Raw genomic sequence first — 26,359 nt, 5'->3', positions numbered from 1 at the left:
GGTCACAACGCAAGCGGTCACAACCTCCAAGGGGGACACCGTGGCGCCGAAGCCAGTGCCGATCGTGCCATTCCGCTCGGTGCAGTACGCCCTGCGTGTGCTCGAGACAGTCGCCAAGCAGCGCGACGGAGTCACCGAAGACCAGCTCGCCCGGCGCACCGGGCTGCCGCCGGGGCACCTGGCGCATCTACTGCTGATGCTGCGCCGGGAAGGCTATCTGGAGCAGCTTGTGGATGGCAGCTTCGTGGTGGGCGAATCCTTCGTCCTGCTGAGCTCGGGCGGGGACCGTAACCAGATGCAGCGGGAGAAGCTTCAACGGCATCTGACCAGGCTGCGTGATGATCTCGGCGCCGCGATCTACATCAGCCGGTATCTGGATGGCGAGGTCAAGATCACCCAGTTCGCGGCCGGGCCGCGTACGCCTGCGGTCACCGAGTGGGTCGACTTCAAGGCCGCCGCCCATGCCAGCGCGGTCGGGAAGTGTCTGCTCACCCAGCTTGACTACGACGGCCGACGGGACCATCTGTCCCGGCACAAGACGATCCGGCTGACCTCCCGCACCACCACGAATGAGCGGGTGCTCTTCTCTCAGCTCGACAGCCAGCCGCCGACCGTGCCCGTCCTCGATCTCCAGGAGTACGCGATCGGTACGGTCTGCGCGGCTGTCCCGGTGACCGCGGGATCCGCTGTCGGCTGTCTGGCATTGTCCCTCCCGATCGAACACGCGCATCGGCTGCGCACGGCCGCCCACAAACTCAACCGCCAGGCCGCCCCAGTCCTGCTCTCCCTCTCCATCTGACCGTTGTGGGCACGCAGCCCCGCGAGGGGCGTGGGCCCACCCTGCTACGCAACCGCCCACCCACACCAGCCACGACGCTCCGGCCTACCCCGCAACGGAGCTCGCGACGCGTGTCGGCGGGCGCCGCTAGCTCAGTTGGTTAGAGCAGCTGACTCTTAATCAGCGGGTCCGGGGTTCGAGTCCCTGGCGGCGCACAGACAACCGAAGGCCCCTCGCACCAGCGGGGGGCCTTTGAGTTATGTCACCATCGCCAGGAGTCACGAACTGGAGGCACGATGGCTGAACGCTTCATTGAAGTCTCACTGGAAAAGCGCGGGGTGAGCTGCACCGCCAAGCTCCTGGATGACCGGGCGCCGATCACCTGCGCCGCGGTGTGGGACGCGTTGCCGCTCGGCGGCGATGTCTATCACGCCAAGTACGCACGCAATGAGATCTACGCCCTCATCCCGCCCTTCGCCCCCGAAGAGCCCCCGCTGGAGAACCCCACCATCACCCCCATCCCCGGGGATCTGTGCTATTTCACCTTCAGCGACGTCCAGTTGGGCACCAAGTCGTATGGCTATGAGCCGCACGCCAAGCACCATGGCGAGGCGACCGTCGTCGATCTTGCCCTCTTCTATGAGCGGAACAACCTGCTGATCAACGGCGACGCCGGGTGGGTGCCCGGCATCGTCTGGGGCACTGTGGTGGACGGCCTCGACCGGATGGCCGAGGCCTGTCAGGACCTGTGGCGCGCCGGGGCGCTCGGCGAGTCGCTCAACTTCCGGCGGGTGTGAGGGAGGAAAGCAGCCGGGGCGCGGGCAGATCCGCGATCCCGGTGCCGTAGAGCGCGTGGGAGGCGCGCAGTACCAGCCCGTCCGCATGGCGTGCGGCCACCAGCTGCACGCCGATGGGCAGCCCGGCGTCATCCAGCCCGCACGGGACGCTGGAGGCGGGCTGCTGCGTCATGTTGAACGGGTAGGAGAACGGCGTCCACCCGGTCCACCGGGTGCAGGACGAGCCCTCCGGGACCTCGATGCCCTTGCCGAAGGCGGTCAGCGGCACGGTCGGGGTCACCAGCAGGTCGTATGTCTCATGGAAGGCTCCCATCGTCTTGCCCAGCGCCATCCGTACGTCGACCGCCGCGAGATAGTCCAGCGCCGAGTAACGCGCCCCCTGCTCGCAGACCTCCCGCAGCCCCGGGTCCATCGCCTCCCGCTGCTCGGCGGTGAAGCCCTGGGTGACCCGGGCCGCACCGCTGAACCACAGGGTGTGGAAGGCGTCGACCGGATCCTCGAAGCCGGGGTCCACCTCCGTCACCCGCGCGCCGAGCTCCGCCAGCCGGTCCACGGCCCGCCGTACCGCCGCCGCGACCTGTGGGTCGACGGTGACCCGGCCGCCGAAGTCGGGGGAGTAGGCGATCCGCAGCCCGGCTGCACCTCCGGTCAGCTGGTCCCGGAAGCTGCCGGTCACCGGAGCGAGCTGGGACCAGTCCCGGCAGTCGGGGCCGCAGATGACATCCATCAGCAGCGCGGCATCGGCCGCGTCGCGTGTCATCGGCCCGACATGGGCGAGCGTCCCGAAGGCGCTCGCCGGATAGATCGGCACCCGGCCATAGGTCGGCTTCAGCGCGAAGAGCCCGCTGAAGGACGCCGGGATACGGACCGAGCCCCCGCCGTCCGTGCCCAGCGTCAGCGGCCCCGCGCCCAGCACCACGGCCGCGGCGCCACCGCCGCTGGAGCCCCCCGGCGTGCGGGACGGGTCATACGGATTGCCGGTCGCCCCGTGCCGCGGGCTGTCGGTGACCCCCTTCCAGCCGAACTCCGGGGTGGTCGTCTTGCCCAGGAAGACCGCGCCGTGCTCACGCAGCCGGGCCACCGCCGGGGCGTCCTCGTCCCAGGGGCCGGCCGCCGAAATCCCCCAGGAGCCCCGGAAGGTGGGGCCACCGCGCAGCAGCAGAATGTCCTTCACCGTCACCGGCACCCCGTCGACCAGTCCGGCTGGCTCTCCCCGATGCCACCGCGCCTCGGCGGCGCGCGCCTGTTCGAGTGCGCTCTCGCTGTCGATCCGTACGAACGCGTTCACATGCGGCTGGATGGCTTCGGCGCGCTCCAGCGTGGCGCGTGTCGCCTCGACCGGTGAGAAGTCACCGGCGGCGTATCCCGCGACGAGATCCGTCGCGGTCATGGAAGTGAGATCGGTCAACGGATCCTCCGGGAGAGGGTTCAGTCCGCTGGGACGTAGCCCAGTCGCTTGTCGACGACGTTGCGCAGCGGCTCGCCCGCGGCCCAGCGGTCGAAGTTGTCGAGGAACTGCCGGGCGAGATCGTCGCGCCAGCCGATCGTGTCGCCGCTCATATGCGGGGAGATGAGCAGCCCGGGCACATCCCACAGCGTGCTGTCGGCGGGCAGTGGCTCATCCGCGAAGACGTCCAGCGCCGCACCCTTGATCCGGTGGCGGAGCAGCGCGTCGACGAGGTCGCTCTGGACGACGTGCTGGCCCCGGCCGACATTGATGAAGTGCGCCTCAGGTCTCATCCGGGCGAACGCGCCGGCGTCGAACATCCCGGTGGTGGCTTCGGTGAGCGGAGCGGCGCAGACCACCCAATCGGCTTCCGCCAGCAGCTCGTTGAGCGCGCTGCTGGGCCAGACGAGCCCGAATTCGGGATCGCCGTCGCGTTGCCGACGGCCCACGAGTTCCACCCCGACACCCAGTGCCATAAGTGTTCGACCGATAGCACGGCCAATCGGACCGGAACCCACGATTACCGCCCGAGTTCCCCCCAGCCGCATTGTCTCCCGATGCCGCCAACGCCGTTGGCGCTGCAATTCCCAGCTTCCCCGGAAATCCTTGGCCATGGCTACCACAAGTCCGGCAACATATTCAGCGATCGGCTGGTCGAAGACTCCCCGGGCATTAGTGATCACCACGTCCGAGTCAGCCAGCTCCGGCAGCAGCCGGTCCACCCCGGCACTGGCTGTATGCACCCAGCGCGGCCGGGGCCCGTCCCCGGGCCAGGCCTTCTTCACCGCGTCCGAGGTGAAGTTCCAGACCAGCAGGACATCGGCCTCGGGCAGCCGCTGGGCCAGCGTCCGCTCGTCGGCGTGCAGCACGCGGGCCCGGCCGGCGAGCCGGTCGAGGTCCGGCAGCGGGTCGTCGTCGAGGACGAGGACACTGGTTTCGGACATAGGCGAGAAACCATTTCGAAACGAGGATCAGTTTGACTGGGGACGCCAAGGCGGGATCCTGGGGGAGATGCGAGGATTGACCACGGTAGGGATTGGAAACTACCTTCGTCAACAAAGGCATCTGACCCGGCGTCCCGGCTTCTAGTCCGGCTCTTTTTCCTCTCCCCGGCCCTTAGGCCGTCCCTGCGTATCTTGAGGGGCTCGAAATGGATGTCTCGTTCCTCGGCGGCCCGGAGCCGCAGCGTGGCGTGGGGATCGTCGCGCCGTTCGACTTCGCCCTCGACCGTGAGCTGTGGCGCTGGGTCCCGGATGATGTGTCACTGCATCTCACCCGCACCCCCTTCGTCCCGGTCGAGGTGAGCCTTGACCTGGCCCGGCTGGTCAGCGAGCACGAGACGCTACGCGAAGCCGTCCATGCGCTGTGCGCGGTAGCCCCGGAGGTCGTGGCGTACGCCTGCACCTCTGGCTCCTTCGTCGGCGGCGGCGCGGGGGAGCGGGCCATGAGCGCGGCGATGGAACAGGCCGGTGAGATTCCCGCGCTCACCACCTCCGGAGCGCTCCTGGACGCGCTGATCGAGATCGACGCACGGCGCATCGCGGTCGTCACGCCCTATACGAAGTCCGTGACTGACTCCCTGGAGGAGTACCTCGGCGAAGGGGGCATCGAGGTCACCGGGCGCAGCTACCTCGGGCTGACCCGAGAGATCTGGCGGGTGCCCTACCGGCATGTGGTCGACATGGCCCGCGAGGCGGTCGTGGAAGCCCCCGACGCGCTCTTCATCAGCTGTACCAACCTCCCTACGTACGACGTCATTCCGCAGCTGGAGGCGGAGCTGCGGATGCCCGTCCTCTCGGCGAACCAGGTGACCGTCTGGGCCGCGCTGCGCCGCATCGGCAAGGAGGCCGTAGGCCCCTACCAGGCGCTGCTCGACCCGGTAGCCCGACGTGGCCCGGCGGCGATGTCGTCCCTGCCACCGCCGCCGGAGCCGCCACGTGAGCCGGAGGCCGAGCCGGAGGCCGCGCTCGCCGGGACGGTGGGCCCGGGCCCGGAGGCCGAGCCGACGGACCCCCTGGCCGAGCCCCCATACCCAGACGACCTGGGCGGCCAGCCCCCCGTATGAGGGGTTCCCGCAGGGCTCCCTCGCGAGACCGGGGAGCCAAACCACCCCAACCATCAATTGAGCAACCACAACGGCGGCCAACCAGGTCCGCGAGAGCGGCGCCGGCTTAGGCGCAAAGAACAGCGCCGGCTTAGGCGCACAGGGAGGAGACTAGATGGCGCACACGGTTGGATTCCTCTACCCGGGCTACTCCGCGGAGGACGACTACCCGCGGCTGGAGAGGATCCTGCGGGGGGCGGGCGCCGATGTGCGGCTGCCGCTGGTGCACACCGACATCGGCGTTGACGCGCACCGTGTTGACGCGCTGCTGGAGATGGGCTCCGCAGTCCGGCTCGCCGCTGGGGTGGGTGAGCTGCTGGAGCGTGGCGCCGATGCCGTGCTCTGGGCGTGCACCAGCGCCAGCTTCGTCTTCGGCTGGGAGGGCGCGCAGGAGCAGGTGCGTGAGCTGTCCGCGGCAGCCGGGCTGCCCGCTTCCAGCACATCCTTCGCCTTCGTCCACGCGGCCAAGGCGCTCGGGGTGGAGCGGGTCGCGATCGCCGCGACCTATCCGGAGGATGTCGCCGAGCACTTCGCGGCCTTTCTCAAGGCGGCTGGTATCGAGGTCGTCGCCGCGCGCGGCAGCGGCATCATCACCGCCGCCGAGGTCGGCACCTGGGGCAAGGAGGAGGTGCTGACCCTGGCGGGTGCGGGTGACCATCGGGACGCCCAGGCCGTGCTGCTCCCCGACACCGCGCTGCACAGCGCCGCGCACCTTGTCGACCTGGAGCTCGCGCTGGGCAAGCCGGTTCTCACGGCCAATCAGGTGACGGCCTGGGAGGGCCTGCGCCTGATCGACCACCCGGTCGTCTGTCCCGCCCTGGGAGCGCTGTTCGGCGACGGGTAGAACCCCTACCGGCCCATTACCGGCCCCTACCCGTCGCCCAGCAGCTCGGAGATGCAGTCCGCGGTCACCGGTTTGGAGTAATGCCACCCCTGGCCGGTGTCGCAGCCGATCCGGCGCAGCCGCTCCGCCTGTGACGGGCCCTCCACACACTCGGCGGTGACGGTCAGGCCCAGCTTGTGGGCGAGCTCGACCAGCGACGTCACGATCGTTTCATCAGCTGGGTTGAGCTGCCGGGCGGTGCGGAAGCCGCGTACGAAGGTGCCGTCCAGCTTGAGCGCCCGTACCGGCAGTCTGCTGAGGTAGGCGAGGTTTGAGTAGCCGGTGCCGAAGTCGTCGATGGCGATCCGCACGCCCATCTCGGAGAGCGCCTGCAGCGCCTTGAGCGGCCGCCCGGCCGAGCCCATCACCGCCGACTCGGTCAGCTCCAGCTGGAGCAGCCCGGCTGGCAGCCCGGTCTCCGCCAGGATCGCCGCGACATCCGCCACCAGATCCGAGTCCCACACCTGCCGCACGGCGACATTGACGGAGACGTACAGCGGTGGCCCGGAGTGCTCCAGCTGCCAGCGGCGGGCCTGGCGGCACGATTCGGCAAGCACCCAGCGGCCCAGCGGTACGATCGCGCCGTTCTCCTCGGCGAGGGCGATGAACTGGTTCGGCCCGAGCGTGCCGAACTGCGGATGGCGCCAGCGCACCAGCGCCTCGACCCCGCGCAGCGTGTCATCGGCCAGGCCCACGATCGGCTGGAACTCCAGGGCGAACTCGCCTCGCTGTACCGCCGGGCGCAGGGTGTTGGAGAGCGCCTGCCGGGTTACCCGGTGGGCGTTGCGCTCCGGATCGAAGAGGGTCCAGCGGGCCTTGCCGTCCGCCTTGGCCCAGTAGAGCGTGGTGTCCGCGGCCTGCATCAGCTCCGTCGCGGTGGTCCCCTCGGCGGACCGTTCCACCACACCGATGCTGGCGGATACGTCCAGCCGCTGGCCGGCCAGATCAAAGGGATGCTGCAACTTGGTCTGCGCCCGCTGGGCCAGCTCGGTCAGCTGCTTGGTGCCGGTCGAGCCCTCCACCAGCAGGGCGAACTCATCGCCGCCCAGCCGGGCCACCAGATGGCCGCCGCCCGGCTGCAGCTCCGTGGCGCACTCGGTGAGCCGCTGGGCGACCGCGTCCAGCAGCTGGTCGCCCACCCGGTGGCCGAGGATGTCGTTGACCGCCTTGAAGCCGTCGATGTCGAGATAGCACAGCCCGATGCGGCCGGTGGTGCTGTCGGCCAGCGCGGCGGTCAGCCGCTCGAAGAACAGGGTGCGATTGGGCAGCCGGGTGACCGGGTCGTGCATTTGCAGATGGCGCAGCCGTTCCTGGAGATCGCGCCGCTCGCTGATGTCCATGATGGACAGCAGTGCCGCGGAGCTGGGCCGCTCGATGGGCACGAGGGTGACCTCTGCCCAGTAGAGATGTCCATCGGGATGTTTGAGCCGCCGGGTGCAGCGCATCTGGTCGCTCTCCCCGCGCAGCACCGCGTGGCAGGCCCCGCGGGCGCGGTGGTCGAGGCCGAGCCCGGCGAGATCGATGGCGGGGACGCCGGTGAGCTTGGTCGGGTCGGTAGCGAGGAGCCGGCCGAGGGCGTGGTTGGCCGTCAGCATCCGGCCCTCCTGGTCGACTACGGCCATCGCGAGCTGGGCGGTGTTGAAAGCGGCTTGGAAGTCCATACCTTCAACAGGCGCACAGGGGCTGGGATGGTCAGAGAGGTTACCGTCCGTTACTGGCAGGGTCGCCGTTCCAGTGCCGCCAATGCCTTTATCAGGCCCATCGAGGGTTCCGTTCACCGATCGCTCCCGGAGGGGATTCGTCGCTGGAAAGTCCGCCGATCATAGGGGCTTCCGCCGGGGGCGGGCCAGCATGGCCGTGGGTGGCGCCACCCACGGAGGGGACATGTTCGTATGCCAGTACGAGCGACTGAGCCAAGTGGAGGACCTTACGCAAGGTAATCGTATTGCCATGACTCGCACGGTCTAACGGAACAGGGCATAGGGCGACAGACCACCACAAGCTGGATGAGGTATCCCGAAGCACTGCCGGGAGGTCTGCGTGGTCCAGATGTGCGCTACGCCCATACCGGCCGGACAGCCGCTCCAGCGTCGGCTGCGCCGCCCGGTGTCGGTGCTCACGGCTCTCACCGCGGTGATCGGCACTTCCTCGATGGCCGGTCCGGCCCAGGCGATCGCGGCCGCGCCCCCGTGTGCCCTCCAGCGCACGGATGCCCATCACTCGCTGGGCCTGGACACCTGGAACGACTCCTATGTACGCCCGAAGGGCACGGTCAACGCCGTGCTGCTCTTCCTCTCCTTCCCCGAATCACGCCCGCTCACCTCCCCGGCCCAGCTGGCCGAGGACTACTTCCCCGCCACCGGCAACTTCTTTGAGCGCGCCTCATATGGTCAGTTCAAGCTGCGTGCGCACCCGGTGGAGAAGTGGATCGAGATGCCCGCCGAGTCGCGTGCGTATGACATAGCGCGTGACTGGAACACCGATATGCGCTCCGCGTATCTGCATGACGCCATCACCGTCACCGACCCCTATGTGGACTTCAGCCGGTACGACATCGTCTACTTCATCGCCGACCCGGAAGCCCCCGGGGTGGACTCCGACGCGACCAAGGTCGTCAACTTCCAGAACCCGGTCTCCGTGGACGGCACCGAGCTGCGCCGTATCGTCACGGTCTTCGAGCGGTATCCGGCCGACCGGAATGTCCTCGCCCATGAGACCGGGCATGTCTTCGATCTGCCCGACCTCTACAACCGGCCCAAGGACGGCAAGGGCGACTGGGATACGTATGTCGGCGACTGGGACCTGATGGGCAGCCAGTTCGGGCTGGCCCCGGACCCCTTTGGCTGGCACAAGTGGAAGCTGGGCTGGCTGGGCGAGGAGCAGGTCGACTGCGTCCAGGAGCCGGGCACGACCGTGCATACGCTCCGGCCGCTCAGCGCGCCACTCGCCCCGAAGAAGGTGGCCGCGCCGGGATCCCGGATGGTCGCGGTGCGTACCGGCCCCTCGGAGGTGCTGGCGGTCGAGGTGCGGGAGCCGGTCGGCAACGACGTCTCGCTGTGCAGCGGCGGAGTGCTGGTCTACCGGGTGAAGAGCGATACCGCGTCGGCGCGTGGCCCCGTCGAGGTGCTTGACGCTCACCCCGGCAGCGGCGCCTGCCACAGCGCCTCGGTGCATCCGCCGCTGGCGGACGCGCCGCTGCGGCAGGGAGAGAGCCTGTCGGTGGACGACGGCGCGGTGCGGGTGACGGCGGTGGCACGCTCGGTGTCCGGCGAGTGGACGGTGAAGATCACAAAGCGGTGACCGGGCACATGGTGACCGGGCACATCCGGGCACATGCGGAAGGCCCCTCGCTTTCGCGAGGGGCCTTCCACTGTCTGTGCGCCGCCAGGGACTCGAACCCCGGACCCGCTGATTAAGAGTCAGCTGCTCTAACCAACTGAGCTAGCGGCGCCTGCTGACGTCGTAGACCTTAGCACCCGCATCCGGCAGAGTGAAAATCGATATCCGGTGACCCCCGCCACGACCTGCGCGGACCGCACGGACAGTAAGCACTACTCGGCAGTACGTTCCCCGAGCAGCTCGCGGCCGTACTCCACCATCTTCCGGGCGTAGTCCTCCGTCCACTCCGCCCGGTCCGCGATCGCGGCCTCCGGGAGCCGGTCGAAGCGCTTGGGGTCCGCGAGCTGGGCGGCTGCGATCGCCTGGAACTCCATCGCCCGGTCGGCCGCCGCGCGGAAGGCCAGCGTCAGCTCGGTCGACCGGGCCAGCAGCTCACGCGGGTCGGTGATCGACTCCAGGTCGAAGAAGTGCTCTGGCTCTGGGGTGGGCTCGGACGGTTCGAAGGTCAGTGGCGTGGGCCGCCGAAAGCGCGGCGCCCCGCCGCGGGGATCCGGAGCCGAGTGCGGCTCGGGCATACGTATACCTCCGTCATGGTTGCTACCACTCCCCATTGTGACCTTTTCTTGACGGCGGTCTCGTATTGCTCCGCGTATTGCTCCGCCCCAGGGGCCTCACAAGCCTGGGCGCGCCCGCGTTCCGCCACGTGGCGGGGCTGGTGGCGGGGCTCCGCCCCGGGGCCCGGGAATTCTGGCGCGGGCTCGCGGGGTGGGTGGGTGTCGCCCCAGGAGGTGCCCGCCCCTTCCCGGCTGTGCCGGTGTGCGGCTCCCGCCGCGTGGCGGGGCTTCGTCCCGGCTGCGGGGGGTGCCGTGGGTGGGTTTCCCCAATTCCCGCCCCTTCCCGAAACCGGGGCTCGCGCCCCGGGCCCCGGGGGTGGCCCGGGTGCGGGCCGGTGGCCGGTGTTGTGCCCACCCACAGCCCCTCGCGGGGCTGCGAGTGCCCACAACGCGGGTGGGGGTCTGGGGGCGTAGCCCCCAGTTTCGGGAAGGGGCCGGGTTAGGGGAACTCCCACCGGCGGTAGCGGCGCCCAGCCACCACCCGACGGACGGAGTCCGGCGCAGGCGTCCGAAGCTTGTGAGGCCCCCAGGGGCCGATCAATGCGAGGCCGCCGTTTAAGAGAGGTGGCCGGTGTCGTTCCAGCGTTCGATCGCTGGGGCGTCGTAGGCCCAGCCCAGGATGGACAGGGAGGCCGGCGCCAGCCGGATACGCGCGGCGAAGTCCGGGTCGAGGCCGAGCCAGCGGGCGCCCAGGACGCGCAGGATATGGCCGTGCGCGAAGACCAGAACATCACGGTCCGCGCTGCGTGCCCACCGCACCACCGCGTCCGCCCGGGCGGAGAGCTCGGCGAGGGTCTCACCATCGGGGACCCCGTCCCGCCAGATGAGCCAGTCCTGCCCCGCCCGCTCCTTGATCTGTGCCGGGGTCAGCCCCTCATACGCCCCGTAGTCCCACTCCATCAGCGCGTCCCAGGCCTCCGCGCGCCCCCCGCCGAAACCGGCCAGCTCGCAGGTCTCGCTGGCCCGGACCAGCGGGCTCGTACGGATCTCGGCACCCGGCAGTCCGTCCCACGGGGAACGGTGCAGCCGCTCACCCAGCAGCTTGGCCATCCGGCGGCCCTCGTCCAGCAGCGGGACATCCGTCCGTCCGGTGTGCTGTCCGCGCCGTGACCAGGCGGTCTCGCCGTGCCGGACGAGCAGTATGCGCGCTGCCATAAGGAGACCTCTCCCCTATTTGTGCGGATATTTGTACGAAACCGTTCCCTGCATCATCGCGCAGTGGCCTCACGCGGTCCGCGGTACCCCTAGCGTCTCATCGGTCGATGCCGCCCCGTACCTTTATCTGACTGCGGATTGACCACCCAGCGACAATTGGAGAACGTTTCGGATGTCCCGTGACCAGCAGGCCCCACGCTGGTGGGCCGAGCTCTCGCTGATCGTGGTGGTCTACGCGGCCTACTCAGGGGGGCGGCTCCTAGCCCGTGGGGATGTCTCGACCGCCATCGGTCACGGAGTGGCGATACTCCGTCTGGAGCAGGTGTTCTCGCTCAACTTCGAGCATCCGCTCAACCGGCTGTTCACCGAGCACGCCTGGCTCGGCATCCCGGCTGACTTCGCCTACGCCACGCTGCACTACCTGGTCACGCCGGCGATCCTCATCTGGCTCTTCCGTCGTCGTGGTACGCACTATCGGCTGGCCCGCACCTGGCTGATGGTCTCCACCCTCCTCGGGCTCATCGGCTTCACCCTGCTGCCCACCTGCCCGCCACGGCTGCTTGCCGCCGGTTATGGCTTTGTCGATACGATGGAGCAGTACAGCGCGTTCGGCTGGTGGGGCGCCGAGGCCAGCGCCCCCAGCGGGCTCGGCGGGCTCACCAATCAGTACGCCGCCATGCCGAGCCTGCATGTCGGCTGGGCCCTGTGGTGCGGGGTGGTGCTGTGGCAGTACGGCAGGCAGTCAACCCTGGTACGTACGCTCGCCATCGGCTATCCGCTGCTCACCGTCATAGTCGTGATGGGCACGGCCAACCATTACTTCCTCGACGCGGTCGCGGGAGCTGCGGTGATGGGGACCGGATACCTGCTCGCCCGCCCCGCCATGCGGCTCACGGACTGGGTCACCGGCTGGGTCAAGGCCCGCGCTGTCAGTGGCGGATGCCAGACTTCGCCGGGTGACGCAGTTGCCCCACCGTTCCCACGACAGACCGACCGGGACAGCGCCGCCGACGACCGCCCTGCGGCGACGCCTCGCTGAGCTGCGCGGCGCCGACCGTGCGCCGCGCCCGCTGGATGCCCGGGCGCTCGCCGCGCTGACCGCCAACCCCGGCTGCGAGCGCCGCGCGCTGCTGGACGGCGCCGGGGTCGACAAGGGCGCGCTGGCCCAGGCACTGGGCGCGCCGACGTCCTTCGGGCAGTCGCAGTTCGCCTTCGTACGGGGTCATGCCTTTGAGTCGCGGGTGAAGGGGGATGGCGGGGCCGAGTTGATCCGGCTGCTGCACGGGACAGCGCCGGAGCCGGGGGAGACCGTGGTCCCGGAGCTGACCGCCGATGGGCCCGCCGGGCGTGCCGAGCGGACCCGGCTCGCATTGGCGGAGGCCACCACCGCGGGGGTGTGGACGCTCCTGGACCACCCCATGGTGGAGCTGGAGGTCGCCGGGTCGCCGGCCTATCTGGAGCCCGACGCGGTGACCGTCGCCCCCGATGGCGGCTGGACGGTCATCGAGATCAAGTCCTTCCCGATCCTGGACGGCGCCGCCGACCCAGCCAAGGTCGGCGCGGCCGCCCGGCAGGCAGCGGTCTACGCGCTGGCGCTGGAGCGGCTGGGTGGCACGGTCAGCGACCGGGCGCTGCTGGTCTGCCCCAAGGACTTCTCCAACGTTCCGACGGCCGCGCCCATGGACATCCGTAAACAGCTCGCCACGGTGCGGCGGCAGCTGGCCCGGCTGACCCGGATCGAGGAGATCGCCGCCGCGCTGCCGCAGGGCACCAGCTTTGACCCGGACCGCCCGGCAGGGGAGCTGTCCGCCGCCGTGGAGTCGGTTCCGGCCGCCTACGCCCCGGAGTGCCTGGCCAGTTGTGAGCTGGCCTTTCACTGCCGGGAGCGGGCGCGGCAGGCGGGCGAGGTGGGGGCGCTGGGGCGTGGGGTGCGCGGTGAGCTGGGCGGGCTGACGACGGTGGAGGCGACGCTGGCGGCAGCGCGCGGCGAGGCCGGGGAGGGTGACGACCCGGCTGTCGCCGCGGTGCGGCGGGCGGCCCGGCTTCGCGCCGAGGTGCTCGCGGAGGTACGGGGCGGCGGTGCGGCATGACGCTGATGTCGACACTGGCCCGGATGGAGGCGGTGGCTTCCGGCCGGGCACAGCCACTGACGACGGTGCGTCACCGGCATCTGGCCGAGCGGCCGCTCGTCCTTGTGCCGTTGACGACCGCCGGTGAGGCCGGGGCGCCGCTGGGGGCGATGGTGGGCACGGACCCGGAGCGGCCCCGGCTGCTGACCGTGGCGCAGCCACGGGACCGGGATCTGCGGTTCGCGTTCCTGGCCGAGCTGGCCGATGCCGTACTGCCGCATCTGGAGTCGGCGCGGGATGAGGTGGAAGAGGAGGCCGGGCCGTGTGCGGACGTTCCGCAGCTGCTGGTGCCGAACAGCGGGGGCGTGGAGTACGTACGGCTGCTGGGCCGCTCGACGCGGTTCCGGCGGAGCGCCGAGGAGGATCCGGAGGCGGCCCACCCGGCGCCCACCCCGCAGTGGGGCAGTCTGCCACTTCTCGGGCGGTGGCTGACGCACTACGGGGAGCGGGCCCGGGTGCCGGGTTCCTCGCTGCTGCTGGCGATGACCGAGGTGCTGGGCCGCCACTGGGCGACGGGGCAGAGCCGGCTGGAGGACCAGCATCTGGGGGCACTGCTGGCCTGGCTCCGGGCCCCGGCGGACGGCGGCGGAGCCGCGGCGGCGGCTCGGGCGGAGACCGCGCGGGACCGGGCCGGGCTGCTGTGCGTCCCGCCCGCCGGACCGGCCACCGACCCGGCCTTCGACAACCGGCGGCTGGCCCCGGCCATCGAGCGCTTCGACGCGAAGCTGCCGGGCGCGGAGGAGGAGATCCGTACGCTGATCGCCTCCCAGCTGCGGCCCACCTGGGAGGCGATGTGGGAAGGCGTCGAGCTGCTGCGCTCGCTGCCGCCCGGTGCGCGGGTCGCGGCCCGCTGGGAGGGTGACCGCTGGTCGTACACCGCGCACCGCGACCGGTTGCGGGCAGGGGAGCCGCCGCAGCCCAGGCGGGACGACGCGGTGACGGCGGCCCGTAAGCTCGCCACCCGGGAGCGGGACCAGGCACGGCTGGCGGCCCAGGAGGCGCTTGATGATCCGCTGGTGATGGCGGGGCGGCGGCTGGCCGGTGACGCGTTCGCGGGGGAGGTGGTCGCGGTGGAGATGGCGTATTCGGCCAAGGGGCGTCCTCGTCCGCTGGTCACGGTACGGACCGAGGACTCGCCCTACCTCGACGCGGGTACCGAGGTGTACCGCCCGCTGGCGGGTGCCAGGACACCACAGAAGGCGGAGTTCGTGGCGAGCCCCGGGGCGGGTCTGCTCACCGTGCGGCTGACCAGCGGCATGGGTTCCGGCAAGACCGCGAAGCCGGGCACCGTGCCGGCGGAGGGCGACCGGCTGTGCTGGACGCTCTTCGAGCACGCGCCGCGCGGCCGGACGGGCTTCCCCGAGCCGGAAGACACCCCGTGGACCCACGGCGGCCCGCCCGCCCTGAACGCCACCGCGCCGTCCACCGTCACCAGCGAGGATCTGCCGTGAGCGATACGACAACCCAGCTGCCGGATCCGGGTGCGGCGGCCGCCTCGGCCACCGAGGCGATCCTGCGTGACACCCTCGCGGCGCGGGAGCGCGGTGTCGTGGTGGACTCGCCGCCCGGGGCCGGGAAGTCCACCCTGGTGGTGCGGGCCGCCCGGGAGCTGGCCGGTGCCGGACGGCCAGTGATGGTGGTCGCACAGACCAACGCCCAAGTCGATGATCTGGTCGACCGGCTGGCGAGGGAGGACCCCGAGCTGCCGGTGGGACGGCTGCACAGCAGCACGGGCCAGCGGCTCTACGACCCGGCTCTGGACCGGCACCCGGGAGTCGTCAAGTCGGCTAAGGCGGGCGAGCTGGCCGGGCTGGATGTGGTCGTCTCGACGGCCGCCAAGTGGGAGACCGTGGGCGATCTGGAGCCCTGGGAGCACGCCATCGTGGATGAGGCGTACCAGATGCGCTCCGACGCGCTGCTCACCGTGGCCCGGCTCTTTCAGCACGCGCTGTTCGTGGGCGATCCGGGCCAGCTGGACCCGTTCAGCCAGGTCGGTACCGAGCAGTGGGCGGGGCTGTCCTACGACCCGTCGGCGAGCGCGGTGGCCACCCTGCTGGCCCACAATCCACGGCTGCCGCAGCACCGGCTGCCGGTCTCCTGGCGGCTGCCGGCCTCGGCCGCGCCGCTGGTCTCGGCGGCGTTCTATCCGTACACCCGGTTCCGCAGCGGCACCGGCCACGGTGACCGGCGGCTGACCTTCGGCGTCCGCTCGGACGGCTCGACCCCGGACCGGGTGCTGGACGAGGCGGCCGAGTCGGGCTGGGGCCTGCTGGAACTCCCGGCCCGCCATACGCCCCGTACGGACCCGGAGGCGGTGGCGGCCGTGGCGCGGGTGGTGCGGCGGCTGCTGGACCGGGGAGGGGTGGCGGTGAGCGAACGCGCCCCGGATCCGGTCCCGCTCACCGCTGACCGGATCGCGGTGGGCACCGCGCACCGGGATCAGGCGGCGGCGGTTCGGTCGGCGCTGGCCGGGCTCGGGATCACCGGGGCCACGGTGGATACGGCGAACCGTCTCCAGGGCCGGGAGTTCGATGTGACGGTGGTGCTCCACCCGCTGTCCGGCCGCCCGGACGCGACGGCCTTCCATCTGGAGACCGGCCGGCTGTGTGTGCTGGCCTCCCGGCACCGGCACGCCTGCGTTGTGGTCTGCCGGGCGGGTGTGCCCGAGCTGCTGGACGAGCACCCCTCGACTGAGCCGGTCCAGCTCGGGGTCACGGTGAAGTTCCCGGACGGCTGGGAGGCGAACCACGCGGTCCTGGCCCACCTGAACGAACACCGCGTGCCCTGGCACCCGTAGCGGCCCGCTTCCCCAACCCCGCCCCTTCCCGAAACTGTGGGCTGACGCCCCCAGCCCCCCCACAGTGTTGTGGGCACTCGGTCCGCCCGAGGGGCGGAACGGGTGGGCACAACACCGGCCACCGGCCCGCACCGGCAACCCCGGGGCTCGGGGCGAAGCCCCGGTTGCGGGAAGGGGCGGGAATTGGGGAACCCCCCCCGGCACCCCCGCAGCCGGGCGGAGCCCCGCCGCGGGGCGGAGCCGCACTAGAGGCGTTTGAGGAAGACGCGGACGGCCGCCTCCCGCCGGTACGGCGCCAACCGCTGGCCCGCCGCGATCAGCATGCCGCGAATCCGGGACGACCGAACGGTGTCCAGGAGGTCCAGGGCACGGTTGCCCTGGACCGCCGCCTCTTCCGGCTCCCCCTGCCCCGCCAGATCCCCCGCCAGCTCGGCCGTGAACAGCGCGGTGTTCCGCACAAAGTGCGGCGGCTGCATCGCGACCGCCCGCCGAGCACAGCGTGCCGCGCGGTCCCAGTCGCCCAGCGCCGACCAGCACTGAGCCTCAAGTCCGGCCAGCTCGGCCTCACCGAAGAACGTCATCCACTCCGGATCGGCGTCCGAGGGGCCACGGGCGAAGAGGGTCTGGGCCCGGCCCAGCGCCTCCTCGCAGCCCGAGCGGTCGCCGAGCCCGCTCCATCCGCCCGCTTCGCGCAGCGCGAGCAGCGACTGAAGCCGTGCCGACGCCACCTGCTTCGCGGCCTGCTGCCCGGCCTGCGCCGCCCGTACGGCCTCCCGGGGGCGGTCCGAATCGCGGGCCAGAAAGGCGGCGTTGCAGAAGGCGTGTGCTTCCAGCCCCGGGTCACCGGAGACTCGGGAAGTGGCCAGCGCCTCGGCGTAATGTGAGCGGGCGTCAGCCAGGCGACCGGAGTCATGGGCCAACCATCCTACGGAGATAGCGAGTTCCCCCGCGCCGGTGTGCAGCCGGTCGGTGACCGATTGCCGCTGTGCCCCCACGTCAAGCAGTTCGTAGGCGGCCCGCAGCGAATTCCCGGCGCGCGGATAGAGGCCGTCCGCGCCATGCCGGTCGTCCAGCAGCCGGATCTGCCGGACCGCCTCCTCAACAGCGGACGCCTCGGCCTCCCCGGCCCGGCCGGGCGCGGCGGAGGCGGGCCGGGCTCCCAGGGTCATGCCCAGTGAAGTGGTGGCTATGGCGGCCGGGCCGCCGGTCATGAACGCGCGACGCAGCACGTCGCTCTCCTCATCGGGTTGGATACGGGTCTCGGTACGGTCATGCGCATCGCGCGCAGGTGCTCCGCGCATGGGTGTTTCCCAAGGCGCTTCGTCACCCCCGTACGCCCCCCGTTTACGCGCCGCACGCCCGCGGACAGCCTCTCTGGGCGCGAAGCCCATATCGATGAGGGTGTACCCCGGAAACATGTGTAGGAACACACGTTCGTAGGCGTAGTTGGGGCACCGGATCTCTCCGGCCTCCACCCGCCCGATGTACCGCGCGTCGCATGAGACCTGTTCTCCGATGTCCCGTGCGGATTTGCGGACGGCCGCCGCGAACTCGCCGGGCGAGAGCCGACCACGCAATCGCCGGAAGGCCACATTCGGTTGACGACCCGATCCGGCTGACGCTGAAGGTGACGACGCCATGCCCCGGAAGGTACACGCCGTAACCCGATAACCACACAGAGTTTGACTACAAAACGGATATCTCACCCGCGATCTGCCATGAACTGCCATCCTTTGCGATGGCCTATCGCCGTAGCCGTTGACGAGTTTGACCGTTGAACCTCGTATCAGCGAATGCGGAGGAGGGGTCCCAGTGTTGGACACCGGTGGCTCGCGAACGACTGCTCAGCACCGTCCCGCCCCGGACCGCAGCGCCGGTCCGGCCGATGAACCCTGCGACCTGGTGACCGTGCCCGCGCGGCAGGGTCTGGAAGCCCTGGACATCCTGCGGTTGCGCGACGGCGTAGGGCCGGTACTGCACGACGGCGCCTGCGACACCCTCGGATTTCTGGTGCCGCCGGGCACCGCGGCTGGCTGGGACCTGCCTGGCAGCGCCTGCACCCAGACCTTCAGCCGCGCGCCGCGCCGTACCGATGAGCCCCCGGTCGCCGGGACCGGCTGGCTGGTTCCCCCGGAGCGGGCGTACGGCTGGACCACCGAGCCGGTCCAGCTGCGCGCGGCGCTGGGCGAGGCCGCCCGCACCATCGAGGCCGCCGATCGCTGCGAGTAGTCCAGCCTGACCCCGGAGCGGGGATACTGGCCGTGTGGCCAAGAAAAGACGGCAGGGCGGCGGCAAGCAGGCCCGCGAGGCGGTGACCGAGCCGGTCGGTGGCGGTCTCGCCCAGCTGATGCCGGACCCCGACCGGTCGCAGGGCTGGACCCTGCTGCTGGACGGCGCCCCGCAGTCGTATGTGGACCTCGAAGACCCAGCGCATCTCGGCTTTGAGTACCAGCGCAGGCTCGGCCACATCATCGACTTGGCCGCCCCACCCGGCCGTCCCGTCCACGCGGTCCACCTGGGTGGCGGCGCGCTGACACTGGCCCGTTATACGGCCGCCACCCGGCCGCGCTCCACCCAGCAGGTCATCGAGGTGGATACCGAACTGGTGCGGTTCATCCGCAGAGAGCTGCCGCTGGACAGCGGCTGGCGCATACGGGTGCGCGGCACCGACGCCCGTGCCGGGCTGGCGAAGATCCCGGACGGCTGGGCGGACATCGTCATCGCGGATGTCTTCAGCGCCGCCCGCACCCCCGCGCATCTGGGCAGTACCGAATTCCTTGGCGAGGCGCGGCGGGCGCTGCGGCCCGATGGGCTCTATGCCGCCAATCTCGCGGACGGCCCGCCGCTCGGTCACCTACGGGCCCAGATCGCCACCGCGCGAAGCGTCTTCCCCGAGCTCTGTCTGATCGCCGACCCCGCCGTGCTGCGCGGGCGCCGCTTCGGCAACGCCGTACTGCTCGCCGGAGCCCGGCCGCTGCCGGTCGCCGAACTGACCCGGCGCACCGCCGGGGACCCGCACCCCGGCCGGGTGGAACACGGCCGCGCGCTCACCGACTTCACCGGCGGCGCCCTCGCCGTGACCGACGCCACCGCGTCCCCCTCCCCGGCCCCACCAGCCGGAACGTTTACCTAGCGCTCGTCGCGTTGTACCCGGGGGGCGGAGTCGTGCCAGGTGCAGAAGACCGAGGACGCGCGCTCGCCCTGGGTGAAGGTGACCCGGATCCAGGTGTCCTGCTTCCAGACCTGCATCTCCCAGCCGGAGTTGGGGGTCGCCGAGACCAGCGTCGCCGAACTGCGCCCCAGGTCGAAGACGACCCGGCCACCGTCGGCCCGGTAGCTCCGGACGTTCCCTGACTGCGCCGCCGACGACGGCACCCCTGATGAGGAGGGCGATGAGGGAGACGGCGATGAGGGAGACAGTGACGAGGGCAGTGACGAGGACGGTGACGAGGTCAGCGACGCCGGGGGCTTGGGCGGCTTTGGCCGCTGGGTGGAGGAGTCCTGCGGTGCGGCGTCCCGCGGTGCGGCGCCGTCGGCCGGGTCGCCCGAGGGGATCGGCAGGGCCCTCGGCGGATCATAGGCCGTGCTGGAGAGCACGGTATGCACACCAAACCAGGACAGCGTCACCGCTGCCCCGGTCGCGAGCGTCCACGCCCCGGCGTGAACCAGTCGTCGTTGCATCAGGGTCACCCTAATGGCGTACGGTGCCGCGCATGGCAAGTGTGCTCGTCGTCGAAGACGATCAGTTCGTACGCTCCGCCCTCATCCGGCACCTCACCGAGGCGTCCCACACGGTACGCAGTGTGGGCACCGCGCTGGAGGCGCTGCGGGAGGTCGCGCAGGTCGGTTTCGATGTGGTGATCCTCGACCTGGGTCTCCCCGACCTCGATGGCGCGGAGGCACTGAAGATGCTGCGTGGGATCACCCAGGTGCCGGTGATCATCGCTACCGCCCGGGACGACGAGGCGGAGATCGTCCGACTGCTCAATGACGGCGCGGACGACTACCTGGTCAAGCCGTTCTCCGTGGAGCATCTTTCCGCCCGGATGGCTGCCGTACTGCGCCGCTCGCGCGGCGGCGCGGGTGGCCCGGGCGGCGGGCTGGCCGAGGACCGGGTCCTGCGGGTCGGGGGGCTGGCCATTGACCCGCTACGGCGGCAGGCGCTGCTCGACGGCGTGACGCTCGACCTCACCCGCCGGGAGTTCGATCTGCTCGCTTTTCTCGCCGGACGGCCCGGTGTGGTCGTACCACGCAAGGAGCTGCTGGCCGAAGTGTGGCAGCAGGCCTACGGCGATGACCAGACCATCGATGTGCATCTGTCCTGGCTGCGCCGCAAGCTCGGGGAGACGGCGGCCAAGCCCCGCTATCTGCACACCCTGCGCGGTGTCGGCGTCAAACTGGAACCCCCGCCCGGACCGCGGCCGTGAGATGGGCGCTGGTCAAGGTCAGCCTCGCCGTGACCGCGATGGTGGTGGTGGCCTTCGCCGTGCCGCTCGCACTCGTCGTCAAGGAGATGGCCCGCGACCGGGCGCTCAGCAACGCTGAACGGCAGGCCGCCGCCGTCGGCCCGGCGCTCGCCATCACCTCCGACCGGGACCAGCTGCAGCGTGCCGTCGCCAGCACCCAGGCGGGTGCGGAAGGCCGTATCGCGGTGCATGTACCCGCGGAGGGCAAGGACGGCGACGCCATCGAGATCGGTGCGCGCCGCGCGACCGGTACGGCCCTGGAGACCACCCAGCGGCTCGGGCGTGCCTCCATCGTCAGCGTCGACGGCGGCTTCGCGCTGCTCCAGCCGACCGCCGTCGCCACCGGGCAGGTGGCGGTCGTGGAGGTCTTCGTCTCGGAGGAGGAGATCAGCAAGGGCGTCACCACATCGTGGTTCATTCTGGCGGGCGTCGGCCTCGCGCTGATCGTTGGCTCCGTCGCCATCGCCGACCGGCTCGGCACCCGGATGGTCCGTCCGGCCGAGCGGTTGGCGAAGGCCGCGCACGAGCTGGGCGAGGGCAAGCTGGGCGTACGGGTCCCCGAACGGGGCCCGGCCGAACTGCGTTCCGCGGCTGTCGCCTTCAACTCCATGGCCGACCAAGTCGTTCAGTTGCTCGCCAATGAGCGCGAGCTCGCCGCGGATCTCTCGCACCGGCTGCGTACGCCGCTCACCGTGCTCCGGCTCAACACCGCCTCGCTGGGCGACGGCGACGCCGCCGAGCAGACACGGGCGGCCGTCGCCCAGCTGGAACGCGAGGTGGACCAGATCATCCGTACCGCGCGCGACCAGCGCGCCCAGACAGCGGGAAGCGGCGTCTGCGTCGGCAGCGATGCCGCCGAAGTGATCCGGGAGCGTATGGACTTCTGGTCCGCGCTCGCCGAGGACGAAGGCCGCGAGACGCGGGTCGCCGGGGTGGACCGGCCGGTGCGGGTGCCGGTCGGCCGCGCCGAACTGGTTGCCGCGCTCGACGCCATGCTGGGCAATGTCTTCCGGCACACTCCCGAGGGCACGGCCTTCGCGGTGGATGTGCACACCGGTGGGGCCGCCAGCGACGCGGTGATCGTGCTGGTATCGGACGCCGGGCCGGGTATCGCCGACCCGGACGCGGCACTGCGCCGTGGTCACGGCGACGGCGGGCCGGGCTCTACGGGGCTGGGCCTGGACATTGTGCGGCGGGTCGCCGAGTCCACGGGGGGTGATGTCCGGATCGGGCGGTCGGTGCTGGGCGGTACGGAGGTACGGCTCTGGCTGGCCCTGCACGGTGACGGGGCACCCCGGGGCGAGCGGCGCCGGGGGCGCCGCCGCCGGGCACCGTCCGTCGGCGGCTGAGCACGGTTGTTCGGGGGTGAGCAGCTGCGGGAGATCCTGGGCATGACCCCTTGGTCGCAAGCTGGCAGTATTCATCCCATGCTGGAAAGGAACTAGCGTGGCAACTACAACAACCCTGCCGAGTCCGGCCGACCCCGACGTTGAGCCTCCCACGTCAGAGGTTTGTCCTCAGTGTGGCGGCGTGCTCGCCGTCAACCAGGACGGATGGAAGGTCTGCCATTCCTGCGGTTACGCCAGCCCGAGCTGAGGATCTGATGCCCGAGTACCGAACCGTGGCCTTGACCAGCTTGGTCGCGTCCGAGCAGCTTGATGCCGACCCCTGGATCGTGGATGAAGCCGGTCAGATGCTGATGTGCCGTACGTGGGCTCGTGAGCACGGCGGCCACGAGGTGAACGAGCAGATCTCGACTGCTAAATGTGGCAGCGGTGAGGCGATGCTCTGGGGTCGTGAGGATGACCCCCGCCCGTTGATGTTCATCACTCCATCACAGCGCGTTCTGGACATTGTGATGGCCGATCCCGCTGAGTTCGCTGAGTGGTGTGGCGTGCGGGGAGCTGTTCTGCGGTTCGCGGATATGCCTGAGCCTGTGTATACGCGTGAGATGCGGGCGACGCTGTACCGGCAGCTTCAGCTCCCTACTGAGGGGGCGCCGACGCTGTGGCGTGGTGACGACCTGTACGCGCGTCGATGACACCTCTGAGACACGAGGTCGGCCAGCCGGGGTTTCCCCGGTCCCGGCCCCTTTCCGGCTGTACCGATCTGCGGTCCGCCGCGGGGCGGGGCTTCGCCCGGCTGCGGGGGTGCTGGGGGCGTGGGTGTCCCCGTATCCCGCCCCTTCCCGTAACCGGGGCTTTGCCCCGGGGCCCCGGGGGTGGCCGGTGCGGGCCGGTGGGCGGGTGTTGTGCCCACCAAGCGTCGCGAGCTCCGTTGCGGGGTTGGCCGGAGCGTCGTGGCTGGGGTGGGTGGGTGGTTGCGTAGCAGGGCGGGCCCACGCCCCTCGCGGGGCTGGGGGCACCTCCTGGGGGCACCCCTGGGGGCACCTCCTAGACGAAGTCTGGGGGAGTTAGCTGGGGGAGTTAGCTGGGGGAGAGTGCCCACAACAGGGTGGGGGTCTGGGGGCGGCAGCCCACAAGTTCGGGAAGGGGAGGGTCAGGGGAAAGGCTTAGCCGGTGGGAAGGTGTGGGTACGGGTTAGCTGGGTGTACCAGGCGGCGCTTGATTTGGGGGTGCGGTCCTGGGTCTCGAAGTCCACGTACACCAGCCCGAAGCGCTTGCTGTAGCCATAGGACCACTCGAAATTGTCCAGCAGCGACCACAGGAAATAGCCGCGCACATCGACGCCATCGGCGATGGCCCGCTCCACCACGGCCAGATGGTCGTGCAGATACGCGATCCGGTCCGGGTCGTGCACGGTACCGTCGGCGGCCGTCTTGTCATCGCAGGCCACACCGTTCTCGGTGATGTAGAGCGGCACCCCACGGGCCTCGCGGCGGTAGCGCAGCAGCAGTTCGTACAGCCCGGTCGGGTCGACCGTCCAGCCCATCTCCGTGGTGGGGCCGGGGGTCTGGTGGAAGGCGACCTGGGCGGCCCCCGGCCAGGGGGAGCGCTCGCTGGCGCCATGGCCGTCGTGCCGTTCGACCGTGCGGCTCTCCGTATCGGCCGACACCAGGAAGGGCGTGTAGTAGTTGACCCCCAGCATGTCGAGGGGCTGTTTGATGGTGGCGAGGTCTGCGTCCCGTACGAAGCCCCAGTCGGTGATGCGGGCGGTATCGGCGAGCAGGTCCTTGGGATAAGCGCCGCGCAGCAGTGGGCCTTCGAAGATACGGTTCGCGAGCCCGTCGATCCTGCGCTGTGCGTCCAGATCCCCGGGGGCGTCCGTACTAGCCCTGACCACGGCAGGGTTGAGGCTGATGCCCAGCCTGGCGCGGGCCGGGAGCACGGCGCGCAGCGCCTGGGTGCCCAGGCCATGGGCGAGGTTGAGATGGTGTGCGGCGCGCAGCGCGGCGGCATGGTCGGTGTGGCCGGGGGCGTGTACCCCGGAGCCATAGCCGAGGAAGGCGCTGCACCAGGGCTCGTTGAGGGTGGTCCAGTCCGTCACGCGATCGCCGACAGCCTCGCCGACCAGCGTGGCGTAGTCGGCGAAGCGCTCCGCGGTGATCCGCTCCGGCCAGCCACCGGCGTTCTCCAGCTCCTGTGGGAGGTCCCAGTGGTAGAGCGTCACCCAGGGGGTGATGCCCCGTTCCAGCAGCTCATCGACGAGGGCCCGGTAGAAGTCCAGCCCGCGCTGCACGGCGGGGCCGCGCCCGGTGGGCTGTACCCGGGGCCAGGAGACGGAGAAGCGGTAGGCGTCCAGGCCGAGTTCGGCCATCAGCCCTACATCTTCCCGCCAGCGGTGATAATGGTCCACGGCGATATCACCATGGTCGCCACTGAGCACCTTGCCCGGAGTGTGGCAGAAGGTGTCCCAGATGGACGGCGTGCGGCCGTCTTCCCGGACGCCGCCCTCGATTTGATAGGCGGAGGTGGCGGAGCCGAAGAGGAAATCAGCGGGGAAGGTCATTCTGGGAGCGCTCCTAGTCGTACGGTGAGTTTTTCCGCCGGTTCGCCGGTTCGCCGGTTCAGCCCTTGACCGCTCCTTGCATGATGCCCCCGACGATCTGCTTGCCGAACAGGGCGAATGCGGCGAGCAGCGGCAGGGTGCCAAGCAGCGCACCAGCCGTGATCACGGACTGGTCGGGGATATAGCCACGGCCCAGGCCGGTCAGCGCCACCTGCACCGTCGGGTTGTCCTGGGTCAGCGCGATGATCGGCCAGAAGAACTCATTCCAGGCCATTACGAAGGTCAGCATGCCCAGTACGGCCATCGCGGGCCGGGCGATGGGGAAGACGACATGCCAGATCACGCGCAGGCTGTGCGCGCCATCGACCCGCGCGGCCTCAATGAGTTCGGTCGGCAGCGCGCTTATCAGATACTGCCGCATAAAGAAGACGCCGAAGGCGCTCACCATCATCGGCAGGATGACGGCCTGCAGCTGGTTGGTCCACTGCAGCTCGGCAATCGCCATAAACAGCGGCACCACGCTGAGCTGTGGTGGCACCATCATGGTGCCGATCACCAACAGCAGCAGCAGATTCCTGGCCCGGAAGCGGAGCTTGGCGAAGGCGAATCCGGCGAGCGTGGCGAAGAGTACGGTGCTGGCCGCGATGGTGCCCGCGACAAACACCGTATTGAACAGCGCCTTGCCCATATTGGCGTCGCTCCACGCGGCGCCCAGATTGCTGAGCAGATTCCCGCCGAACCAGAACGGCGGTGGAGTTTCCGCGAGCCGGGCGCTGCTGCGGGAAGCCGCGATCGCCGTCCACACCAGCGGGAAGAGGGAGCCGATGGTGAAGAGGGTCAGCACGGCGTAGGTGAACCGGCCGCCGTGCAGATGCTTTCCCGCACGGCTCACCCGGGTGGTGAAAAACGCCATGATGGATCCCCCTCAGTGGCTTTTCCGCAGCCGTCGGGCGACCAGCCAGTAGAGCAGGCCGATCACGATCAGGATCAGGAACATCGACCAGGCGATGGCGGCGGCCCGGCCCAAGTGGTAGTTGAACCAGCCCTGTTCATAGAGGTAGAGCCCCAGGGTCTGGTACTGGTGCGAGGCGCCACCGGTCTGGGAACCGCCGAACAGCAGTGGTTCACCGAAGAGCTGCGTCGCGCCGATCGTCGAGACGACCACGGTGAACAGGATGGTCGGCCGCAGTGAGGGGATCGTGACATGGATGAACTGCTGCCAGCGTGAGGCCCCGTCGAGCGCCGCCGACTCATAGAGGTCGTCCGGCACGGCCTGCATCGCGGCGAGATAGATCAGCGCGTTGTAGCCGGTCCAGCGCCAGATGACGATCGTGGAGACCGCTGCCTGTGAGGTCCAGGTGCCGCTCTCCCAGTCGATACTGTCGATGCCCACCAGGCCCAGGGCCCAGTTGATCATCCCGAAGTCGCGCCCGTAGAGCATCGCGAAGACCAGCGTGGCGGCGGCCACCGAGGTGGCGTACGGGGTGAGCATCGCGACCCTGAAGAACATGGAGCCATGGAGCCGGTAGTTGAGCAGATGTGCCAGGCCGAGCGCCATCAGCAGCTGCGGCACGGTGGAGATGAGCCCGATGGTGAAGGTGTTGCGCAGGGCGTTCCAGAAGAACTCATCCTCCAGCAGCCGGGTGTAGTTGTGCAGCCCGGCCCACTCCATCCGGGTCGGGGTGTGTAGCGAGACCCGGTGCAGTGAGGCCCAGCCCGTATAGAGCAGCGGGAAGAGCCCAAAGGCGGCGAAGAAGACAAAGAACGGCGCGATGAGCGCGTACGGGCTCCAGCGGGCGTCTCGCTGATAGCGGCGGCTGCGCCGTGCGGCCCTGCGCTGCTCCCGCCCGGCGGCCGGTCCGGGCCGGAGCGGAGGAAGCGGTACCGCGCCCTGCGGCGGAGCGGTGGGCGCGGTGTCGAGGCGTTCGGAGGTCATACGAC

24 protein-coding genes and 2 tRNA genes are annotated in these 26,359 nt (G+C 70.3%); 15 read left to right on the top strand and 11 right to left on the bottom strand.

Features of this window, described 5'->3' with window-relative positions; genetic code table 11:
- Positions 1–40: 40 nt before the first annotated feature.
- The 3 genes from test1122_RS07480 to test1122_RS07470 all read left to right on the top strand — a co-directional run bounded on the left by test1122_RS07480 (position 41) and on the right by test1122_RS07470 (position 1,575).
- Complete coding sequence (locus test1122_RS07480) at positions 41–799, top strand: IclR family transcriptional regulator (protein WP_232268377.1); 759 nt, start codon at positions 41–43, stop codon at positions 797–799.
- Between the two features lie 120 nt (positions 800–919).
- Positions 920–993, top strand: a tRNA-Lys gene (locus test1122_RS07475).
- Between the two features lie 81 nt (positions 994–1,074).
- Positions 1,075–1,575 (top strand): DUF3830 family protein, encoded by a 501-nt coding sequence (locus tag test1122_RS07470; RefSeq protein ID WP_232268376.1) that lies wholly within the window; start codon positions 1,075–1,077, stop codon positions 1,573–1,575.
- Here test1122_RS07470 and test1122_RS07465 read toward each other — a convergent pair.
- A complete protein-coding gene (locus test1122_RS07465; protein WP_232268375.1) occupies positions 1,556–2,983 on the bottom strand; it encodes an amidase in 1,428 nt (475 codons plus the stop codon). The two genes, test1122_RS07470 and test1122_RS07465, sit on opposite strands and share 20 nt — an antisense overlap.
- 20 nt (positions 2,984–3,003) lie before the next feature.
- Complete coding sequence (locus test1122_RS07460; protein WP_232268374.1) at positions 3,004–3,966, bottom strand: D-2-hydroxyacid dehydrogenase; 963 nt, start codon at positions 3,964–3,966, stop codon at positions 3,004–3,006.
- Between the two features lie 206 nt (positions 3,967–4,172).
- Between test1122_RS07460 and test1122_RS07455 the strand changes: the two genes are divergently transcribed.
- Positions 4,173–5,087, top strand: coding sequence for a maleate cis-trans isomerase family protein (locus tag test1122_RS07455; protein WP_232268373.1), 915 nt, complete (start codon positions 4,173–4,175; stop codon positions 5,085–5,087).
- Positions 5,088–5,241: 154 nt separating this feature from the next.
- Positions 5,242–5,970, top strand: coding sequence for a maleate cis-trans isomerase family protein (locus tag test1122_RS07450; RefSeq protein ID WP_232268372.1), 729 nt, complete (start codon positions 5,242–5,244; stop codon positions 5,968–5,970).
- Positions 5,971–5,996: 26 nt separating this feature from the next.
- Here the strand turns inward: test1122_RS07450 and test1122_RS07445 are convergent, their stop codons facing one another.
- Positions 5,997–7,670, bottom strand: coding sequence for a putative bifunctional diguanylate cyclase/phosphodiesterase (locus test1122_RS07445; protein ID WP_232268371.1), 1,674 nt, complete (start codon positions 7,668–7,670; stop codon positions 5,997–5,999).
- Between the two features lie 388 nt (positions 7,671–8,058).
- Here test1122_RS07445 and test1122_RS07440 point away from each other — a divergent pair, with 388 nt between their 5' ends.
- Complete coding sequence (locus test1122_RS07440; protein ID WP_232271805.1) at positions 8,059–9,309, top strand: M6 family metalloprotease domain-containing protein; 1,251 nt, start codon at positions 8,059–8,061, stop codon at positions 9,307–9,309.
- Positions 9,310–9,386: 77 nt separating this feature from the next.
- Here test1122_RS07440 and test1122_RS07435 read toward each other — a convergent pair.
- From test1122_RS07435 to test1122_RS07425, 3 genes are all read right to left on the bottom strand, one after another.
- Positions 9,387–9,460 (bottom strand) — tRNA-Lys (locus test1122_RS07435).
- A 100-nt stretch (positions 9,461–9,560) separates the two neighbouring features.
- Positions 9,561–9,923 carry a hypothetical protein gene (locus test1122_RS07430; RefSeq protein ID WP_232268370.1) on the bottom strand — a complete coding sequence of 121 codons (363 nt, stop codon included), beginning with the start codon at positions 9,921–9,923 and terminating at the stop codon, positions 9,561–9,563.
- Between the two features lie 594 nt (positions 9,924–10,517).
- Positions 10,518–11,117, bottom strand: coding sequence for a histidine phosphatase family protein (locus test1122_RS07425; protein ID WP_232268369.1), 600 nt, complete (start codon positions 11,115–11,117; stop codon positions 10,518–10,520).
- Positions 11,118–11,289: 172 nt separating this feature from the next.
- On the opposite strand from test1122_RS07425, the gene test1122_RS07420 reads away from it, so the two are divergent.
- From test1122_RS07420 to test1122_RS07405, 4 genes are read left to right on the top strand one after another with little or no spacing between them, the layout of a single operon-like run.
- Positions 11,290–12,156, top strand: a complete 867-nt coding sequence (locus tag test1122_RS07420; protein ID WP_232268368.1) for a phosphatase PAP2 family protein — start codon at positions 11,290–11,292, stop codon at positions 12,154–12,156.
- Complete coding sequence (locus tag test1122_RS07415; protein ID WP_422396939.1) at positions 12,074–13,207, top strand: hypothetical protein; 1,134 nt, start codon at positions 12,074–12,076, stop codon at positions 13,205–13,207. Before test1122_RS07420 ends, test1122_RS07415 begins: the two co-directional genes overlap by 83 nt.
- Positions 13,204–14,697: a hypothetical protein gene (locus test1122_RS07410; protein ID WP_232268367.1), complete on the top strand. Its 1,494-nt coding sequence runs from the start codon at positions 13,204–13,206 to the stop codon at positions 14,695–14,697. Before test1122_RS07415 ends, test1122_RS07410 begins: the two co-directional genes overlap by 4 nt.
- Positions 14,694–16,043, top strand: a complete 1,350-nt coding sequence (locus test1122_RS07405; protein ID WP_232268366.1) for an AAA domain-containing protein — start codon at positions 14,694–14,696, stop codon at positions 16,041–16,043. The genes test1122_RS07410 and test1122_RS07405 overlap by 4 nt, the downstream gene beginning before the upstream one ends.
- Before the next feature lie 245 nt (positions 16,044–16,288).
- On the opposite strand, the gene test1122_RS07400 is transcribed toward test1122_RS07405, so the two are convergent.
- Positions 16,289–17,683 carry an NsdA family TPR-like regulatory protein gene (locus test1122_RS07400; protein ID WP_232268365.1) on the bottom strand — a complete coding sequence of 465 codons (1,395 nt, stop codon included), beginning with the start codon at positions 17,681–17,683 and terminating at the stop codon, positions 16,289–16,291.
- Positions 17,684–17,858: 175 nt separating this feature from the next.
- Here test1122_RS07400 and test1122_RS07395 point away from each other — a divergent pair, with 175 nt between their 5' ends.
- Both test1122_RS07395 and test1122_RS07390 read left to right on the top strand, forming a co-directional pair.
- On the top strand, positions 17,859–18,272 hold the full coding sequence (locus test1122_RS07395) for a hypothetical protein (protein WP_232271803.1): 414 nt from the start codon (positions 17,859–17,861) through the stop codon (positions 18,270–18,272).
- 34 nt (positions 18,273–18,306) lie between these two features.
- Complete coding sequence (locus test1122_RS07390; protein ID WP_232268364.1) at positions 18,307–19,176, top strand: spermidine synthase; 870 nt, start codon at positions 18,307–18,309, stop codon at positions 19,174–19,176.
- On the opposite strand, the gene test1122_RS07385 is transcribed toward test1122_RS07390, so the two are convergent.
- Complete coding sequence (locus test1122_RS07385; protein WP_232268363.1) at positions 19,173–19,724, bottom strand: hypothetical protein; 552 nt, start codon at positions 19,722–19,724, stop codon at positions 19,173–19,175. The two genes, test1122_RS07390 and test1122_RS07385, sit on opposite strands and share 4 nt — an antisense overlap.
- 32 nt (positions 19,725–19,756) lie before the next feature.
- Here test1122_RS07385 and test1122_RS07380 point away from each other — a divergent pair, with 32 nt between their 5' ends.
- The 3 genes from test1122_RS07380 to test1122_RS07370 all read left to right on the top strand — a co-directional run bounded on the left by test1122_RS07380 (position 19,757) and on the right by test1122_RS07370 (position 22,550).
- Positions 19,757–20,470, top strand: a complete 714-nt coding sequence (locus test1122_RS07380; protein WP_232268362.1) for a response regulator transcription factor — start codon at positions 19,757–19,759, stop codon at positions 20,468–20,470.
- Positions 20,467–21,858: a sensor histidine kinase gene (locus tag test1122_RS07375; RefSeq protein WP_232268361.1), complete on the top strand. Its 1,392-nt coding sequence runs from the start codon at positions 20,467–20,469 to the stop codon at positions 21,856–21,858. Before test1122_RS07380 ends, test1122_RS07375 begins: the two co-directional genes overlap by 4 nt.
- A 254-nt stretch (positions 21,859–22,112) precedes the next feature.
- Positions 22,113–22,550, top strand: a complete 438-nt coding sequence (locus test1122_RS07370; RefSeq protein ID WP_232268360.1) for a hypothetical protein — start codon at positions 22,113–22,115, stop codon at positions 22,548–22,550.
- A gap of 458 nt (positions 22,551–23,008) precedes the next feature.
- Here the strand turns inward: test1122_RS07370 and test1122_RS07365 are convergent, their stop codons facing one another.
- Genes test1122_RS07365 through test1122_RS07355 form a run of 3 tightly spaced genes read right to left on the bottom strand, consistent with a single transcriptional unit; the run spans position 23,009 to position 26,354 of the window.
- Positions 23,009–24,418 carry a GH1 family beta-glucosidase gene (locus test1122_RS07365; protein ID WP_232268359.1) on the bottom strand — a complete coding sequence of 470 codons (1,410 nt, stop codon included), beginning with the start codon at positions 24,416–24,418 and terminating at the stop codon, positions 23,009–23,011.
- 58 nt (positions 24,419–24,476) lie between these two features.
- Positions 24,477–25,331, bottom strand: coding sequence for a carbohydrate ABC transporter permease (locus test1122_RS07360; RefSeq protein ID WP_232268358.1), 855 nt, complete (start codon positions 25,329–25,331; stop codon positions 24,477–24,479).
- 12 nt (positions 25,332–25,343) lie between these two features.
- Positions 25,344–26,354 carry a carbohydrate ABC transporter permease gene (locus test1122_RS07355; RefSeq protein ID WP_232268357.1) on the bottom strand — a complete coding sequence of 337 codons (1,011 nt, stop codon included), beginning with the start codon at positions 26,352–26,354 and terminating at the stop codon, positions 25,344–25,346.
- Positions 26,355–26,359 lie beyond the last annotated feature (5 nt).

The organism is Streptomyces gobiensis, from assembly GCF_021216675.1.
Classification (GTDB): Bacteria; Actinomycetota; Actinomycetes; order Streptomycetales; family Streptomycetaceae; genus Streptomyces; species Streptomyces gobiensis.
This window is presented reverse-complemented; position numbering and strand designations above follow the sequence as displayed.

Bases quoted from the DNA above. Each gene is read 5' to 3' on its own strand.
- test1122_RS07470 (WP_232268376.1), top strand. From the start codon at position 1,075: ATGGCTGAACGCTTCATTGAAGTCTCACTGGAAAAGCGCGGGGTGAGC.
- test1122_RS07460 (WP_232268374.1), bottom strand. From the start codon at position 3,966: ATGTCCGAAACCAGTGTCCTCGTCCTCGACGACGACCCGCTGCCGGAC.
- test1122_RS07455 (WP_232268373.1), top strand. From the start codon at position 4,173: ATGGATGTCTCGTTCCTCGGCGGCCCGGAGCCGCAGCGTGGCGTGGGG.
- test1122_RS07450 (WP_232268372.1), top strand. From the start codon at position 5,242: ATGGCGCACACGGTTGGATTCCTCTACCCGGGCTACTCCGCGGAGGAC.
- test1122_RS07445 (WP_232268371.1), bottom strand. From the start codon at position 7,670: ATGGACTTCCAAGCCGCTTTCAACACCGCCCAGCTCGCGATGGCCGTA.
- test1122_RS07440 (WP_232271805.1), top strand. From the start codon at position 8,059: ATGTGCGCTACGCCCATACCGGCCGGACAGCCGCTCCAGCGTCGGCTG.
- test1122_RS07430 (WP_232268370.1), bottom strand. From the start codon at position 9,923: ATGCCCGAGCCGCACTCGGCTCCGGATCCCCGCGGCGGGGCGCCGCGC.
- test1122_RS07425 (WP_232268369.1), bottom strand. From the start codon at position 11,117: ATGGCAGCGCGCATACTGCTCGTCCGGCACGGCGAGACCGCCTGGTCA.
- test1122_RS07420 (WP_232268368.1), top strand. From the start codon at position 11,290: ATGTCCCGTGACCAGCAGGCCCCACGCTGGTGGGCCGAGCTCTCGCTG.
- test1122_RS07410 (WP_232268367.1), top strand. From the start codon at position 13,204: ATGACGCTGATGTCGACACTGGCCCGGATGGAGGCGGTGGCTTCCGGC.
- test1122_RS07400 (WP_232268365.1), bottom strand. From the start codon at position 17,683: ATGGCGTCGTCACCTTCAGCGTCAGCCGGATCGGGTCGTCAACCGAAT.
- test1122_RS07385 (WP_232268363.1), bottom strand. From the start codon at position 19,724: ATGCAACGACGACTGGTTCACGCCGGGGCGTGGACGCTCGCGACCGGG.
- test1122_RS07380 (WP_232268362.1), top strand. From the start codon at position 19,757: ATGGCAAGTGTGCTCGTCGTCGAAGACGATCAGTTCGTACGCTCCGCC.
- test1122_RS07370 (WP_232268360.1), top strand. From the start codon at position 22,113: ATGCCCGAGTACCGAACCGTGGCCTTGACCAGCTTGGTCGCGTCCGAG.
- test1122_RS07365 (WP_232268359.1), bottom strand. From the start codon at position 24,418: ATGACCTTCCCCGCTGATTTCCTCTTCGGCTCCGCCACCTCCGCCTAT.
- test1122_RS07360 (WP_232268358.1), bottom strand. From the start codon at position 25,331: ATGGCGTTTTTCACCACCCGGGTGAGCCGTGCGGGAAAGCATCTGCAC.
- test1122_RS07355 (WP_232268357.1), bottom strand. From the start codon at position 26,354: ATGACCTCCGAACGCCTCGACACCGCGCCCACCGCTCCGCCGCAGGGC.